At 66.3% G+C, this 14,680-nt stretch carries 13 protein-coding genes; 8 read left to right on the top strand and 5 right to left on the bottom strand.

Features of this window, described 5'->3' with window-relative positions:
• Positions 1-27: 27 nt before the first annotated feature.
• Positions 28-768 carry a 30S ribosomal protein S2 gene (rpsB, locus tag ACYRGX_RS20260; protein ID WP_473054223.1) on the bottom strand — a complete coding sequence of 247 codons (741 nt, stop codon included), beginning with the start codon at positions 766-768 and terminating at the stop codon, positions 28-30.
• A 259-nt stretch (positions 769-1,027) separates the two neighbouring features.
• Between rpsB and map the strand changes: the two genes are divergently transcribed.
• The 3 genes from map (at position 1,028) to dapC (ending at position 5,937) form a co-directional block, all read left to right on the top strand.
• Positions 1,028-1,810 carry a type I methionyl aminopeptidase gene (map, locus tag ACYRGX_RS20265; protein WP_473054224.1) on the top strand — a complete coding sequence of 261 codons (783 nt, stop codon included), beginning with the start codon at positions 1,028-1,030 and terminating at the stop codon, positions 1,808-1,810.
• Between the two features lie 14 nt (positions 1,811-1,824).
• Entirely contained in the window at positions 1,825-4,524 is a 2,700-nt protein-coding gene (locus ACYRGX_RS20270; protein WP_473054225.1) for a [protein-PII] uridylyltransferase, read from the top strand.
• A 222-nt stretch (positions 4,525-4,746) separates the two neighbouring features.
• The gene (dapC, locus tag ACYRGX_RS20275) at positions 4,747-5,937 is read left to right on the top strand and encodes a succinyldiaminopimelate transaminase (protein WP_473054226.1); all 1,191 of its coding nucleotides are present in this window, start codon (positions 4,747-4,749) and stop codon (positions 5,935-5,937) included.
• A 14-nt stretch (positions 5,938-5,951) separates the two neighbouring features.
• Here dapC and ACYRGX_RS20280 read toward each other — a convergent pair whose 3' ends face one another.
• On the bottom strand, positions 5,952-7,589 hold the full coding sequence (locus tag ACYRGX_RS20280; protein WP_473054227.1) for a Na+/H+ antiporter: 1,638 nt from the start codon (positions 7,587-7,589) through the stop codon (positions 5,952-5,954).
• Positions 7,590-7,808: 219 nt separating this feature from the next.
• Here ACYRGX_RS20280 and ACYRGX_RS20285 point away from each other — a divergent pair, with 219 nt between their 5' ends.
• From ACYRGX_RS20285 to ACYRGX_RS20305, 5 genes are read left to right on the top strand one after another with little or no spacing between them, the layout of a single operon-like run.
• Positions 7,809-8,156 carry an ArsC family reductase gene (locus ACYRGX_RS20285; RefSeq protein ID WP_473054228.1) on the top strand — a complete coding sequence of 116 codons (348 nt, stop codon included), beginning with the start codon at positions 7,809-7,811 and terminating at the stop codon, positions 8,154-8,156.
• 11 nt (positions 8,157-8,167) lie between these two features.
• A complete protein-coding gene (locus tag ACYRGX_RS20290; RefSeq protein WP_473054229.1) occupies positions 8,168-8,305 on the top strand; it encodes a hypothetical protein in 138 nt (45 codons plus the stop codon).
• A 29-nt stretch (positions 8,306-8,334) separates the two neighbouring features.
• Complete coding sequence (gene dapD / locus ACYRGX_RS20295; protein ID WP_473054230.1) at positions 8,335-9,369, top strand: 2,3,4,5-tetrahydropyridine-2,6-dicarboxylate N-succinyltransferase; 1,035 nt, start codon at positions 8,335-8,337, stop codon at positions 9,367-9,369.
• A 53-nt stretch (positions 9,370-9,422) separates the two neighbouring features.
• On the top strand, positions 9,423-10,622 hold the full coding sequence (locus ACYRGX_RS20300; protein ID WP_473054231.1) for an aminotransferase class V-fold PLP-dependent enzyme: 1,200 nt from the start codon (positions 9,423-9,425) through the stop codon (positions 10,620-10,622).
• The gene (locus ACYRGX_RS20305) at positions 10,619-11,029 is read left to right on the top strand and encodes a SufE family protein (RefSeq protein ID WP_473054232.1); all 411 of its coding nucleotides are present in this window, start codon (positions 10,619-10,621) and stop codon (positions 11,027-11,029) included. Before ACYRGX_RS20300 ends, ACYRGX_RS20305 begins: the two co-directional genes overlap by 4 nt.
• A gap of 3 nt (positions 11,030-11,032) precedes the next feature.
• On the opposite strand, the gene ACYRGX_RS20310 is transcribed toward ACYRGX_RS20305, so the two are convergent.
• From ACYRGX_RS20310 to ACYRGX_RS20320, 3 genes are read right to left on the bottom strand one after another with little or no spacing between them, the layout of a single operon-like run.
• Entirely contained in the window at positions 11,033-13,333 is a 2,301-nt protein-coding gene (locus tag ACYRGX_RS20310) for a PqiB family protein (RefSeq protein ID WP_473054233.1), read from the bottom strand.
• Positions 13,323-13,943, bottom strand: coding sequence for a paraquat-inducible protein A (locus ACYRGX_RS20315; protein ID WP_473054234.1), 621 nt, complete (start codon positions 13,941-13,943; stop codon positions 13,323-13,325). The genes ACYRGX_RS20310 and ACYRGX_RS20315 overlap by 11 nt, the downstream gene beginning before the upstream one ends.
• Positions 13,930-14,601 (bottom strand): paraquat-inducible protein A, encoded by a 672-nt coding sequence (locus ACYRGX_RS20320; RefSeq protein WP_473054235.1) that lies wholly within the window; start codon positions 14,599-14,601, stop codon positions 13,930-13,932. The genes ACYRGX_RS20315 and ACYRGX_RS20320 overlap by 14 nt, the downstream gene beginning before the upstream one ends.
• Between the last annotated feature and the right edge of the window lie 79 nt (positions 14,602-14,680).

The following is a 14,680-nucleotide window of genomic DNA, read 5'->3' on the forward strand; positions in this document are numbered from 1 at the left end:
TTCTTGTCGCCAAGGCGCGAAAGGCTATTAGCCCTCGGCACCCTCGGCAGCGGCTTCTTCGACGAACTCGTCGGCGCCGCCCTGGGCGTTCTGCTTGCCAGCCAGCACAGCGTCGGCCATGGCAACCAGGTACAGCTGAACGGCGCGGATGGCGTCGTCGTTACCGGGGATGACGTAGTCCACGCCTTCCGGGCTGCTGTTGGTATCGACGATACCGATGACCGGGATGCCCAGCTTGTTGGCTTCGGTGATGGCAATGCGCTCGTGGTCGACGTCGATCACGAACAGCGCATCGGGCAGACCGCCCATGTCCTTGATGCCGCCCAGGCTGCGATCCAGTTTTTCCAGGTCGCGCGAGCGCATCAGCGCTTCTTTCTTGGTCAGCTTGTCGAAGGTGCCGTCCTGAGCCTGGGTTTCCAGGTCACGCAGGCGCTTGATGGAAGCGCGGATGGTCTTGTAGTTGGTCAGCATGCCGCCGAGCCAGCGGTGGTCGACGTAGGGCATGCCGCAACGGGAAGCTTCTTCGCGAACCAGTTTGCCAGCCGAACGCTTGGTACCGACGAACAGGATCTTGTTCTTGCCGGAAGCCAGTTTCTCAACGAAGGACAGGGCCTCGTTGAACATCGGCAGGGTTTTTTCCAGGTTGACGATGTGGATCTTGTTGCGAGCGCCGAAGATGTATTTGCCCATCTTCGGGTTCCAGTAACGGGTCTGGTGGCCGAAGTGCACACCGGCCTTCAGCATGTCGCGCATAGTGACTTGAGACATCGAATATTCCTCGATCAGTCGGGTTAGGCCTCCACGCGTCCCGATCTCCAACCCAGGGGGCACCCAGGAAACCGTGTCGACGCGTGTGCGGATTTAAGCCTTCGCGGCCCATGCCGTCGAAAGCGGCGCGCTTTATACCATAGGCGCGTGCCTTTTCGCCAGCGCCATGCCGACGACAGGTGGCCGCCTGCAGGCCGCGGTTGCCATCTGTTAGACTGCCGACCTTTGTTTAGTGCCTGCGCAATGCGCCCGAGAATCCATGACCGTCACCATCAAGACGCCTGAAGAAATCGAGAAAATGCGCGTGGCCGGCCGCCTGGCGGCCGACGTGCTGGAGATGATCGCCGAGCACGTACGCCCCGGCGTGACCACCGAGGAACTCGACCGTATCTGCCACGACTACATCGTCGACGTGCAGCAGGCGGTCCCGGCCCCACTCAACTACAAGGGCTTCCCCAAGTCCATCTGCACCTCGATCAACCACGTGGTGTGCCATGGCATCCCCAACGAGAAGCCACTGAAGAATGGCGACATCCTGAACATCGACATCACCGTGATCAAGGATGGCTACCACGGCGACACCAGCCGTATGTTCCTGGTCGGCAACACGCCGGAGTGGGCCCAACGACTGTGCCAGATCACCCAGGAATGCCTGTACAAGGGCATCGAGGTGGTGCGCCCCGGCGCACGCCTGGGCGACATCGGCGAGGTGATCCAGAAGCACGCCGAGAAGAACGGCTTTTCGGTGGTCCGCGAATATTGCGGCCACGGTATCGGCGCGGTGTTCCACGAGGAACCGCAAGTGGTGCATTACGGCAAGGCCGGCACCGGAATGGAACTGCTGGAAGGCATGACCTTCACCATCGAACCGATGATCAACCAGGGCCGCGCGGAAACCCGCCTGCTCGGCGACGGCTGGACGGCGATCACCAAGGATCGCAAGCTGTCCGCCCAGTGGGAACACACGCTGCTGGTCACTGCCGAGGGTTGCGAGATCCTCACCCTGCGCAGCGATGAAAGCATCCCCCGTATCCGCCCCTGATTTTCGGAGTCCGCATGCCCCAGGTAGATCCCGAGCTGTTCGACCGCGGGCAGTTCCAGGCCGACCTGGCCCTCAAGGCCAGCCCGATCCCCGCCTTCAAGAAGGCCCTGCGCAACGCGCGTGAAGTGCTCGACGCGCGCTACAGCGCCGGGCGCGACATCCGTCGCCTGGTCGAAGACCGCGCCTGGTTCGTCGACCAGATCCTGCAGGAGGCCTGGAATCGCTTCGACTGGAGCGAGGACGCCGACATCGCGCTGCTCGCCGTCGGCGGCTTCGGCCGTGGCGAGCTGCACCCCTACTCCGACATCGACCTGCTGATCCTGCTCGACGATGACGACCATGAGGTGTTCCGCGACCCCATCGAGGGCTTCCTCACCCTGCTCTGGGACATCGGCCTGGAAGTCGGACAGAGCGTGCGTTCGGTCGCCGAATGCGCCGAGGAAGCGCGCGCCGACCTGACGGTAATCACCAACCTCATGGAAAGCCGGACCATCGCCGGCCCCGAGGCGCTGCGCCTGCGCATGCAGGAGGTGACCAGCGTCGAGCGCATGTGGCCCAGTCGAGAGTTCTTCCTCGCCAAGCGCGAGGAGCAGGCACGCCGCCACGCCAAGTACAACGACACCGAATACAACCTCGAGCCCAACGTGAAGGGCTCGCCCGGTGGCCTGCGCGACATCCAGACCATCCTCTGGATCGCCCGGCGCCAGTTCGGCACCCTTAATCTGCACGCGATGGTCGGCCACGGTTTCCTCACCGAAGTCGAGTACGCGCTGCTCGCGGCCAGCCAGGAATTCCTCTGGAAAGTGCGCTACGCCCTGCACATGCTCGCCGGGCGCGCCGAAGACCGCCTGCTGTTCGACCACCAGCGCAGCATTGCCGGCATGCTCGGCTTCGAGGATAACGACGCCAAGCTGGCGGTCGAGCGCTTCATGCAGAAGTACTACCGCACGGTGATGGCCATCGCCGAGCTCAACGACCTGATCGGCCAGCACTTCGAGGAGGTCATCCTCGCCGAAGCCACGCCGGTGCCGCCGCAGCCGCTCAACAGCCGTTTCCAGATCCGCGAGGGCTACATCGAGGCGACCTCGCCGACGGTGTTCCGACGCACTCCGTTCGCCATCCTCGAAATCTTCGTGCTGATGGCCCAACACCCGGAGATCAAGGGCGTACGCGCGGACACCATCCGCTTGCTGCGCGACCATCGCGGACTGATCGACGACGAGTTCCGCCGCGACATCCGCAATACCAGCCTGTTCATCGAGCTGTTCAAGTGCCGCCAGGGCATCCACCGCAACCTGCGACGGATGAACCGCTACGGCATTCTCGGACGCTACCTGCCGGAGTTCGGCCAGGTGATCGGGCAGATGCAGCACGACCTCTTCCACATCTACACGGTGGATGCGCATACGCTCAACCTGATCAAGCACCTGCGCAAGCTCGGCCGCCCGGAAATGACCGAGAAATTCCCCCTGGCCGCGCGCCTGGTCGAGCGCCTGCCCAAGCCTGAGCTGATCTACCTCGCCGGCCTTTATCACGACATCGGCAAGGGACGCGGCGGCGATCACTCGGAACTCGGCGCGGTGGATGCCGAAGCCTTCTGCCGCCGCCATCACTTGCCCGAGTGGGACAGCGCGCTGATCGTCTGGCTGGTGAAGAACCATCTGGTGATGTCCACCACCGCCCAGCGCAAGGACCTCTCCGACCCGCAAGTGATCTTCGACTTCGCCCAGACGGTCGGCGACCAGACGCACCTGGATTACCTCTACGTGCTCACGGTGGCGGACATCAACGCGACCAACCCGACGCTGTGGAACTCCTGGCGCGCGAGCCTGCTACGCCAGCTCTACACCGAGACCAAGCGCGTGCTGCGCCGCGGCCTGGACCAGCCGATGGAGCGCGAAGAGCAGATTCGCCAGACGCAGAGCGCCGCCCTCGACATCCTGGTGCGCGGCGGCACCGATCCGGACGACGCCGAGCAGCTCTGGAGCGGCCTGGGCGACGACTACTTCCTGCGTCACACCGCCGCCGACATCGCCTGGCACACCGAGGCGATCCTGCAGCACGGCGACACCGCCAGCCCCCTGGTGCTGATCAAGGAAACCACCGCGCGCGAGTTCGAGGGTGCCACGCAGATCTTCATCTACGCCCGCGACCAGCACGACTTCTTCGCGGTGACCGTGGCGGCGATGAGCCAGCTCAACCTGGACATCCAGGATGCGCGGATCATCACCTCCACCAGCCAGTTCACCCTGGATACCTACATCGTGCTGGATGCCGACGGCGGCTCGATCGGCGAGAACCCCCAGCGCATCGCGGAAATCCGCGAAGGCCTGGTCGACACGCTGAAGAGCCCGGACGACTACCCGACCATCATCCAGCGGCGCATCCCGCGGCAGCTCAAGCACTTCGCCTTCGCACCGCAGGTGACCATCCACAACGACGCCCAGCGCCCGGTCACCGTGGTCCAGCTGATCGCCCCGGACCGCCCCGGACTGCTGGCGCGCGTCGGCCGCATCTTCCTCGACTATGACCTGTCGCTGCAGAACGCCAAGATCACCACCCTCGGCGAACGCGTGGAGGACGTGTTCTTCGTCACCGACGCCAAGGGCGCGCCGCTCTCCGACCCACAACTGTGCCAGCGCTTGCAGCAGACCATCATCGAACGTCTTTCCGCCAACCAGGGCAGCCCCAGTCCCAGCCGCATCGACATCTGAAGCTTCCGGCAGGACAAGGGACACCGATGTGGCTCACACCGGCCCAGGCCCGCATGAATAGCCCCTCGCACTTCGCCCCTCGCGGGAGAGGGGTTGGGGAGAGGGGGAGCCGAAGCGCGATCAACTCCTGCCCCGGCGCAAGCCCGAACAACCTCTAGCCCGTAACGCCGTCACCCCGTATCGTTGCGCCCTTTCGTCACACTTTTAGCGAGCCGTACATCGATGAACGCCGACCTGGATCGCCTGCAACCCTATCCCTTCGAGAAGCTGCGGGCGCTGCTCGCCGACCTGCAGCCGGCCGCCAAGCGCAGCATTTCGCTGTCCATCGGCGAACCCAAGCACGCCTCGCCGGCGTTCGTCCGCCAGACCCTGGCGGACAACCTCGACCAGCTTTCGGTGTACCCCACCACCGCCGGCATCCCGGCCCTGCGCGAAGCCATCGCACGCTGGTGCGAGCGGCGTTTCGGCGTGACCGCCGGCGCGCTGGACGCCAGCCGCCACGTCCTGCCGGTGAACGGCACCCGCGAAGCGCTGTTCGCCTTCACCCAGGCGGTGGTCGAGCGCGCGGCGAACGGCCTGGTGCTCAGTCCCAACCCGTTCTACCAGATCTACGAGGGTGCGGCGCTGCTCGCCGGAGCCACCCCGCACTACCTGCCGTGCCTCGCCGAGAATGGCTTCAATCCGGACTTCGACGCCGTGCCGAGCGAAATCTGGCAGCGCACGCAGATCCTCTTCCTCTGCTCGCCAGGCAACCCCACCGGCGCCCTGGTGCCACTGGAAACCCTGAAGAAACTGATCGCCCTGGCCGACGAGCACGACTTCGTGATCGCCGCCGACGAGTGCTACAGCGAGCTGTACTTCGACGAGGAAAACCCGCCGCCCGGCCTGCTCAGTGCCTGCGCCGCCCTGGGTCGGGGCGATTTCGCCCGCTGCGTGGTGTTCCACAGCCTGTCCAAGCGCTCCAACCTGCCGGGGCTGCGTTCCGGCTTCGTCGCCGGCGATGCCGAGATCCTGAAGAAATTCCTGCTCTACCGCACCTACCACGGCTGTGCGATGCCGGTGCAGACGCAACTGGCGAGCATCGCCGCGTGGAACGACGAAGCCCACGTGCGTGAGAACCGCGACCTGTACCGCGCCAAGTTCGACGCGGTGCTGGAGATCCTCTCACCGTGCATGGACGTGCAGCGCCCGGACGGGGGCTTCTACCTCTGGCCGCGCACACCGGGCAGCGACAGCGAGTTCACCCGCGCGCTGTTCGCCGAGGAACACGTCCACGTGGTGCCCGGCAGCTACCTGTCGCGCGAGGTCGATGGCTTCAATCCCGGCGCTGGCCGCGTGCGCATGGCGCTGGTCGCGCCGCTGGCCGACTGCGTCGAAGCCGCCCAACGCATCGCCGCGCTGATCGGCCGCTAGCACGCCAGCAGACGTTAGCCGCGCTGCAGCATCGACTCGGCGACGTCCAGCTCATGCAGCAGCTCACCGACCAGTTCGTCGTCCAGCACCTCGTGCTTGCGCAGCCGATAGAGCTCCAGGCGCTGGGCGCGTAGCGCCGCGAGGCGCAGGCGACGCTCCAGTGCCTGCTGCTGGGCACGCCGCACCTGGGCCTGTGCATCGCCTTCGTGGCTGGCCAGTTGGCTGCGGTACTCGGCCATCACCCGCGCCTTGGCCTCGGTGGCCAGGGCGGCGTTTTCCGCATCCTCGCCCGGCGCCTGGGCTTCGCTTTCCAGCTGGCGAATCGCCGCCTCCACGGTCAGCTCGCGCAAGCGCCGGCGCTCCTGCTCGCGCGGCGCCTCGTCATCCGCCGGCATCCCGCGCAACAATCGCGGCAGGCTCAGGCTGGCGACCAGCAGCGAGAGCAGGATCACCCCTGCAGCGATGAAGATCAGCACCTCGCGCAAGGCGAAGGGCGTACCGTCCGCCAGCGCCAAGGGCAAGGACAGCACACCGGCCAGGGTCACCGCGCCGCGCACGCCCGCCAACGACAGCAGCGCCGCCAGACGACCGTGGGACTGCCCGGCGAAGGTCTCCGTGCGTCCTCGCCAACGGCGTACCCGTGCGGACAACCACCAGTAGCCGTACATCCAGGCGAAGCGCAGCGCCAGCAGCATGCCGAACACCAGCAGCACGTACAGGCTCAGCAGCCCCAGCTTCCAGAAACTGCCACCCTCCTGCGCCAGCGCGGCGCGCACGATGTCCGGCAGTTGCAAGCCGAGCAGCAGGAACACCAGGCCGTTGAAGCTGTATTCGAGCATCGCCCAGACGCTGCGGTTGAGCAGCCGCGTGGTGGTCTGCCGGGGCAACAAGTCCAGGCGACTCTGCATCATGCCCGCGGCCACCGCCGAGAGGATGCCGGAAACCTCCAGGCGCTCGGCGATCACGTAGGCGGCGAACGGCAGCAGGAACAGGAACACCACGTGGGTGGCCGGATCGTCCCAGCCACGACCGATCATCCACTGCCGCAGATAACCCAACAGCACCGCCAGCAACACCCCCGTGGCCAGGCCACCCAGTGCTACCAGTAGGAAGTTCAGGCTCGAATCGGCCAGGGAGAAATAGCCCGTCAGGGTCGCCGCGACGGCGAAGCGGAAGGCCACCAGGCCGGAGGCGTCGTTCATCAGTGCCTCACCCTGCAGCACGTGGTCCAACGCCCGCGGCAGACGCCCATGGGTGATCGCCGAGACGGCCACCGCATCGGTCGGCGACAGCACCGCGGCGAGGGCGAAGGCGGCGGCCCAGGGCAGCTCGGGCAACAACAGATGGATGAAGGCGCCCGCACAGACCACGGTGAACAACACCAGACCGAAGGCCAGGGTGAGGATCGGCGTGCGCAACCGCCAGAACTCGCGCTTGGGCATGCGCCAGCCGTCGGCGAACAGCAGCGGCGGAATGAACAGCAGCATGAACAGCTCGGGGTCCAGGCGTACGTGCAGGCCGAACGCCGGCAGGGCCAGCAGCGCGCCGGCGCCGATCTGCAGCAAGGGCAACGGCAACGGCAGGAACTGGGCGCTCAGGCGTGTGGCACCCACGACCAGCAGCATGATCAGGATGGTGTGCAGCAACTGCATGACGAACGGCACTCCGCTTGGACGCCAAGGGCAAAGCAGCCATAGGACGCTCGCCGGGCGGAAAAAGATTCATCGGACGGGCGCATTCATCTCCCGTCAATGAAGCCGATGCATGCTGTCAGGCACAAAATACGCGGCATGCCCGCGCAAGGCGCAGGTCGTGGCATAATTCACCGGACTGACAGAAGACGACTCGCGCAAGACACGAAGACGGTAACGATGACCCACACCCTCTACGGCATCAAGGCCTGCGACACCATGAAGAAGGCCCGCACCTGGCTCGACGAGCATGGCGTGGCCTACGCCTTCCATGACTACAAGAGCCAGGGCATCGACCGTGCTCACCTGCAGCGTTGGTGCGACGAACACGGCTGGCAGGTCGTGCTCAACCGCGCCGGCACCACTTTCCGCAAGCTGGACGACGCACAGAAGGCCGACCTGGACCAGAACAAGGCCATCGACCTGATGCTCGCCCAACCGTCGATGATCAAGCGCCCGGTGCTGGAGCTGGGCGAGCGCAGCCTGGTCGGCTTCAAGCCGGACCAGTACGCGGCCGCCCTGGCCTGACGGCAAGGCGCATGCAGCGTAGCGAAGTGATCCAGATTTCCGTCCGAGCGCTCGCCAGCCGCCGCGACGGTGCAACGTCCAACCGTGGTCTTGCCGTGCTGCTGGGCAGCGCGGGGCCGGGCCAGTCGCCCTGCCGCCGTCCGGCCTGACCGAACCTATTCGATTCGAGGTAGCGTACATGTCCCAATCCCTGTTCAGCCTAGCCTTCGGCGTCGGCAGCCAGAACCGCAAAGGCGCCTGGCTGGAAGTCTTCTATGCACAACCGCTGACCACTCCGGCCAGCGAGCTGGTCGAGGCCGTGGCCCCCATCCTGGAATACCAGGGCGGCAACCAGACCATCCCGTTCACTCCGGCCCAGGCTCGCGAGCTGGCCAACGCGATGCGCACCATCGACACCGCGCAGAGCGCACTGCTGACCCGCCTGGCGGAAAGCTCCAACCCGCTGGTCGCCACCGTGCTCGCCGAAGACGCCGCGCCGTCCACTACTCCCGAGGCCTACCTCAAGCTGCACCTGCTCTCGCATCGCCTGGTCAAGCCCCATGGCGTGAACCTCTCCGGCATCTTCGCCCTGCTGCCCAACGTCGCCTGGACCAACCAGGGCGCGGTGGACCTCGACGAACTCGCCGAGCGCCAGCTCGAGCGCCGCCTGATCGGCAAGACCCTCGACGTGCAGTCCATCGACAAGTTTCCCAAGATGACCGACTACGTGGTGCCGAGCGGCGTGCGCATCGCCGACAGCGCCCGCGTACGCCTGGGCGCCTACATCGGCGAAGGCACCACGGTGATGCACGAGGGCTTCGTCAACTTCAACGCCGGCACCGAAGGTCCGGGGATGATCGAAGGCCGCGTCTCCGCCGGCGTGTTCGTCGGCAAAGGCTCCGACCTCGGTGGCGGCTGCTCGACCATGGGAACCCTTTCCGGTGGCGGCAACATCGTCATCTCGGTGGGCGAAGGCTGCCTGATCGGCGCCAACGCCGGCATCGGCATCCCGCTGGGCGATCGCAACATCGTCGAGGCCGGCCTGTACATCACTGCCGGCACCAAGGTCGCCCTGCTCGACGAGGCCAACCAACTGGTGAACGTGGTCAAGGCGCGTGACCTGGCCGGCCAGCCCGACCTGCTGTTCCGCCGCAACTCGCAGACCGGCGCGGTCGAGTGCAAGACCAACAAGACCGCGGTCGAGCTGAACGAGTCGCTGCACGCGCACAACTAACCTGCGATGGCCCGGGCGCCCGCTCCAGGGCGCCCGCGAACCCGGGACCTAGCATGCTGCAATCTCCCTGGCGCCAGGACTTCCCGGCGATCTCCGCGCTCGAGGCGCAGGGCCAGGTCTACCTGGACAGCGCCGCCACCGCGCAGAAGCCGCAGGCGCTGCTCGACCGCGTCTACGGTTATTTCACCAGCGGCGCCGCCAACGTGCACCGCGCCCAGCACGCGCCGGCCGAGCGCGCCACCCGCGCCTTCGAGGGCACCCGCGAGCAACTCGCCGTCTGGCTCAACGTCGACGTCGACGAGATCGTCTTCACCCATGGCGCCACCGAAGCCTTCAACCTGCTGGCCTACGGTCTGGAGGCAGACCTGCGCGCCGGTGACGAGATCGTCATCAGTGCCGCCGAGCACCACGCCAACCTGCTGCCCTGGCAGCAGCTCGCCGCTCGCCGCGAGGCACGCCTGCTGGTGCTGCCGCTGGATGCCCAAGGCGTCGTCGACCTGCAGGCCGCCGCCGAACTGATCGGCCCGCGCACCCGCCTGCTCGCGGTCACCCAGCTGTCCAACGTGCTCGGCACCTGGCAACCCCTGCGCGAACTCATCGCCCTGGCCCGCCAACACGGTGCGCTGAGCGTGGTGGATGGCGCCCAGGGCATCGTCCATGGACGCCATGACTTACGCGCACTGGATTGTGACTTCTACGTGTTCTCCAGCCACAAGCTCTACGGACCGGAAGGCCTCGGCGTGCTCTATGGCCGTCGCGAGGCCCTCGCCCGGCTGCGCCACTGGCAATTCGGCGGCGAGATGGTGGAGCACTGCGACTTCACCCAGGCGCGCTTCCACGCCGCGCCGATGGGCTTCGAGGCCGGCACCCCGGCGATCGCCTCGGTGATCGGCCTGGGCGCCACCCTCGCCTATCTGCACCGCCTCGACGCCCAGCAGGTGGCCGCCCATGAAGCCGCCCTGCTGCAGTTGCTGCGCCAGGGTCTGGCGCGCATCGACGGCGCGCGCCTGCTCGGCGAGCCCGGCGCCTGCCTGGCCAGCCTGCACGTCGACGGCGTGCACCACGACGACCTGGCGCAATTGCTTGGCGAGCAGGGCATTGCCGTGCGCGCCGGCCGGCATTGCGCGATGCCGCTCTACGCACGCCTCGGCCTACCGGGCGCGCTGCGCGTGTCCCTCGCGCTGTACAACGACGAGACGGACCTGGCGCGTTTCTTCGAGGCCCTGGAAGGCGCCCTGGAGATTCTCCGTTGAACCTGCCCAGTGCCGCCCAGGAAGCCCTGGAACGTTTCACCCAGGCCGCCGGCTGGGAGGCTCGCGCACGCCTGCTAATGCAGTGGGGGGAACGCCTGGAAGCCTTTCCCGAGGCACTGCGCGACGAGCAGCACCGGGTACAGGGCTGCGCCAGCGCGGTCTGGCTGGCCGGGCGCCGTGATGGCGAGCACTGGCACTTCTTCGCCGATAGCGACGCGCGTCTGCTGAGAGGCTTGCTGGCGCTCCTGCTGGCACGCGTCAACGGCGTGTCGGCGGCGCAACTGGAAGCGCTGGATCTGCCGGCCTGGTTCTCCGAGCTGGGACTTTCCCGCCAGCTCAGTCCTTCGCGCAGCAACGGCCTGAATGCCGTGCTCGCGCGCATGCGCGAGCTCAGCGAGCAGGCATAGCGGCTACTTGATGGGAATCTTCGGCGCCCACTGCAGCCATTCCTCGTTGGCCTCGTCGAACAGCGCGAAGGTCTGCCCGGCCAGCGCCTGACGCCCCATCGCCTCCCCGTCCGGCGTGGCAAAGGCGACACCGCCCTCGAGCAGCGCCTCCATGGATTCGGTGCGCACCGAGGCACCGCTGATCAGACCGAAGTCGAACCCGAAACCACTGGCGTTCCAGAAGCGGCTGCCGGTGTGTACCAGCACGGCGTAGCGCGGCTCGATCAGTACGTCGATCAACACCCGGTCGGCCGTCGGGCCGAGGCGCGTCCCGAGGACCTTGCCGACCTTCACCTCGCGATAGGACACCGGCACGCCGGCCTTCAGCGATCCCAGGCGCGCGGCGCTGAGGGTCAGGCGCAGGCCCGCTTCGCTCTGCTCCGCGCCCGGTGCCTCGTCGAGGGCATTGAAAGACGTACGACGCGGCGCATTCTCCTGGCCGGGGCGCACCGCCAGGTAGCGGCCGCTGACCAGCGTCTGCAGGTTCTCGGTACGCACCAGTCCAAGCTCCGGCTTGACCACCCAGAACTGCGTGCCCTCCCGCGCCAGTCGCTGCTCGGCGACGTCGAGATGACCACGGGCGATCACCGTGGACAGGTCGTCGGCCAGGGCAAGACTGTCGATCTGACCGACCTCCATGCCCTTGTAGCGTATCGCCGTGCCAGGCTGCAGGCCCTCGCCGTCGACCAGGCGAATCTCGATGGGGGTGCCGCTGCGCAAGGCCGCATCGCGATCGCTGTACAGGTCGTAGCTGGGAATGCGCTTCTCACGTGGTGCCTGCAGGTCCGGGGTATCGAAGGCCACACCGCCGGAAAGCAGGCTCTGCAGCGACTCGCTCTGCACGTCCAGCCCGGAGAGGCCGCCAGTCACACGAATGCCGCTGGCATTCCAGAAGCGCGACGAACTGTTCACCAAATGCGCGTAGTTGGGTTCGATATGCACGCCGATCAACACCCGTCGGTTGTCACGGGCGAACTGGTAGCTCTGCACGCTACCGACCTTGACCTGGCGGTAGAGTACCGGGCTGCCGATATCCAGCGAGCCGAGACCGTCGGCGACCAGCACCATGTGCAGCCCAGGCGCACCCAGGTCGAGCGGCGGCGCCTTGATACGCGCGATGAAATCGCGACTGCTCTCGGAGCCTTTCTCGCCGGGGCGCACGGCGATGTAGTTACCCTTGACCAGGGCTTCCAGGCCGGTGATGCCGGCCAGCGAGATCGACGGGCGTACCACCCAGAAGTCGGTCCCCTTGACCAGGTACTCCTCCATCAGCGGGTCGATGGTCAACTCCGCACGGGCGCCACGCAGGTCCTCGTCCACCTTCAGCTTCTGCAGCGTGCCCACCTGCAGCCCCTTGTACATCACCGGCGTGCGGCCCGGCTGCAAGCCGTCGAAATCGCTGAGCGCCAGGTTGATCCGTAGTCCGGCCTGGGCGGCATCGTAGTCTTCGTAGAGGCGGTACTCCTGGCCGGCGTCCGGTGGCGGACTGTCCTCGCGGTTCTCCGGCGTGGCGAAGGCGATACCGCCCGCGACCAGGGAGGACAGCGATTCGCTGCGAATCTTCACCCCCGACAGGCTGGCATCGATCGACACGCCGCTGGCGTTCCAGAAGCGCGTGTGCTTGCGCACCAGATCGGCGTAGGCCGGCTGGATGTAGATCTTGATATCGATGGTGTGCTGGTCTTCGGCCAGCGCGTAGCTTTTCACTCGCCCGACCTGGATCTGCCGGTAGAACACCGGGCTGTCGCGATCCAGCGAGCCAAGCCGCTCGGCATGCAGGGTCAGGTGCAGGCCCGGCACGCTGTCGGGCAGCGGCGGCGGTTCGGACAGCGCGGTGAACTGCGTCTGCGCCTCACCGTGCCCCGGAAAAGCCCCGATGTAGTTGCCCGAGACCAGGGTCTCCAGGCCACTGATGCCGGCCAGACTGACGTTCGGCTTCACCAACCAGAAGCGCGTGCCCTTGCGGCGGAAGGCCTCGGCGTCCTTGTTCATTTCCAGGGTCACCAGCACGCCACCGCGCTGGTCGGTGTCCTCGAGGGCCATGTCCACGACCTTGCCGATCGTCATGCCCTTGAACATCACCTCGGTTCTACCGACCTCGATGCCATCGCCACTCTCGAAACGGACCTGGATCTCGACGCCGGCGCCCTCGTAGGCGCGCCAGGCCAGCCAGCCGCCGATGAGCAACGCGATCAGCGGCAGGACCCACACTGCGGACCAATTTGACGCCGGACGCACGCGGGCTTCGGGCACTTCATCTGTCATTGGGTTGTTCTTCCGTGCTGTCCCAGATCAGCCTGGGATCGAAGGTAATGGCTGCCAGCATGGTGAGAATCACGACGCTGGCGAACGCCACAGCGCCCCACCCGGCTTCGACCCGGGAAAGGCTGCCAAAGTTGACCACCGCCACGAGGATGGCGATGACGAAGATATCGAGCATCGACCAGCGCCCGATCCATTCGATGAAACGGTACATCAGCACCCGCTGGCGGGTGGAGAGACGCTGACGCCGCTGCACCGAGATCAGCAGCCAGGCGATGCCGACGAGTTTCAGGCTGGGCACCACGATACTGGCGACGAACACCAGCAGGGCGATCGGTAGCATGCCATGCACGGCCAGCTCGACGACGCCCGACATGATGGTCGATGGCGTGCCCTGCCCCAACTGGCTGACCGTCATGATCGGCAGCAGGTTGGCCGGCAGGTAGAGAATCGCCGCCGTCAGCAGCAGCGCCCAGGTTCGCACCAGGCTGTTCGGTCGCCGCAGGTGCACACGTGCGCCGCAGCGCAGGCAATGCTGCTTCACCTCACCCTGCCAGGGCTGCAATTGATGGCACTCGTGACAGAGCACCAGCCCCGCTTCAGTGGCGCGCATGTTCGTCCTCCCCGGACAGCGCCGCCCAGACCTGATGCTCGGACATCACCACTTCCAGCCAGACCTGCACCAGCAACAATGAGACGAAGCAGAGCAAACCCATGCCTAGGCTCAGCTCGGCGATGTCACCCAGCTTGGTGATCGCCACCAGAATGCCGAGCATGTACACCTCGAGCATCCCCCAGTCCCGCAGTTGGTGATAGATGCGATACAGCAGCAGGCCATAGCTGCGCCCCCGGCGCAGGCCGATGGACAACAGCACCAGCAGTTGGCAGAGCAGCTTAAGGAACGGTATGCCCATGCTGCAGAGAAACACCACCACCGCGACTTCGGGCATGCCGGCCCGATACAGGCCCAGCACGCTCGACCAAAGGGTGTCGTCGCTGGTCAGACCGAGCAGCGACAGGCGCATGATCGGCAGAAAGTTGGCCGGAAAGAACAGCACCAGCGCGGTCAGCACCAGCGCCAGGCTGTGCACGTACCAGCGCCGGCGCAGACGATAGAGGACATAGCCGCAACGCGGACAGCGAGCACTTTCGCCGAATTTCAGCCGCGGCTTGCGCATCAGCAGATCGCACTCGTGGCATGCGATGAGTTCGTCGATGTCCGCCGGCGGCTGCCTGCGTTGCGTCCCGACCTTGGGCGCCGTGTCCTGCATGTCGTCACTCCCCGAGGGGCGTCTTCCAAACCACGAATGATGGCGAAAAGATCCGCCTCCGGCAAAGGCTTGCATCCAC

The sequence above is a fragment of the Pseudomonas sp. R4-15 genome, assembly GCF_055768815.1.

What these genes read in the sequence shown, in the direction of transcription:
- ACYRGX_RS20285 (WP_473054228.1), top strand. Translation starts at nt 7,809, where the DNA reads ATGACCCACACCCTCTACGGCATCAAGGCCTGCGACACCATGAAGAAG.
- ACYRGX_RS20290 (WP_473054229.1), top strand. Translation starts at nt 8,168, where the DNA reads ATGCAGCGTAGCGAAGTGATCCAGATTTCCGTCCGAGCGCTCGCCAGC.
- ACYRGX_RS20280 (WP_473054227.1), bottom strand. Translation starts at nt 7,589, where the DNA reads ATGCAGTTGCTGCACACCATCCTGATCATGCTGCTGGTCGTGGGTGCC.
- ACYRGX_RS20270 (WP_473054225.1), top strand. Translation starts at nt 1,825, where the DNA reads ATGCCCCAGGTAGATCCCGAGCTGTTCGACCGCGGGCAGTTCCAGGCC.
- map (WP_473054224.1), top strand. Translation starts at nt 1,028, where the DNA reads ATGACCGTCACCATCAAGACGCCTGAAGAAATCGAGAAAATGCGCGTG.
- rpsB (WP_473054223.1), bottom strand. Translation starts at nt 768, where the DNA reads ATGTCTCAAGTCACTATGCGCGACATGCTGAAGGCCGGTGTGCACTTC.
- ACYRGX_RS20310 (WP_473054233.1), bottom strand. Translation starts at nt 13,333, where the DNA reads ATGACAGATGAAGTGCCCGAAGCCCGCGTGCGTCCGGCGTCAAATTGG.
- ACYRGX_RS20315 (WP_473054234.1), bottom strand. Translation starts at nt 13,943, where the DNA reads ATGCGCGCCACTGAAGCGGGGCTGGTGCTCTGTCACGAGTGCCATCAA.
- dapC (WP_473054226.1), top strand. Translation starts at nt 4,747, where the DNA reads ATGAACGCCGACCTGGATCGCCTGCAACCCTATCCCTTCGAGAAGCTG.
- ACYRGX_RS20320 (WP_473054235.1), bottom strand. Translation starts at nt 14,601, where the DNA reads ATGCAGGACACGGCGCCCAAGGTCGGGACGCAACGCAGGCAGCCGCCG.
- ACYRGX_RS20300 (WP_473054231.1), top strand. Translation starts at nt 9,423, where the DNA reads ATGCTGCAATCTCCCTGGCGCCAGGACTTCCCGGCGATCTCCGCGCTC.
- dapD (WP_473054230.1), top strand. Translation starts at nt 8,335, where the DNA reads ATGTCCCAATCCCTGTTCAGCCTAGCCTTCGGCGTCGGCAGCCAGAAC.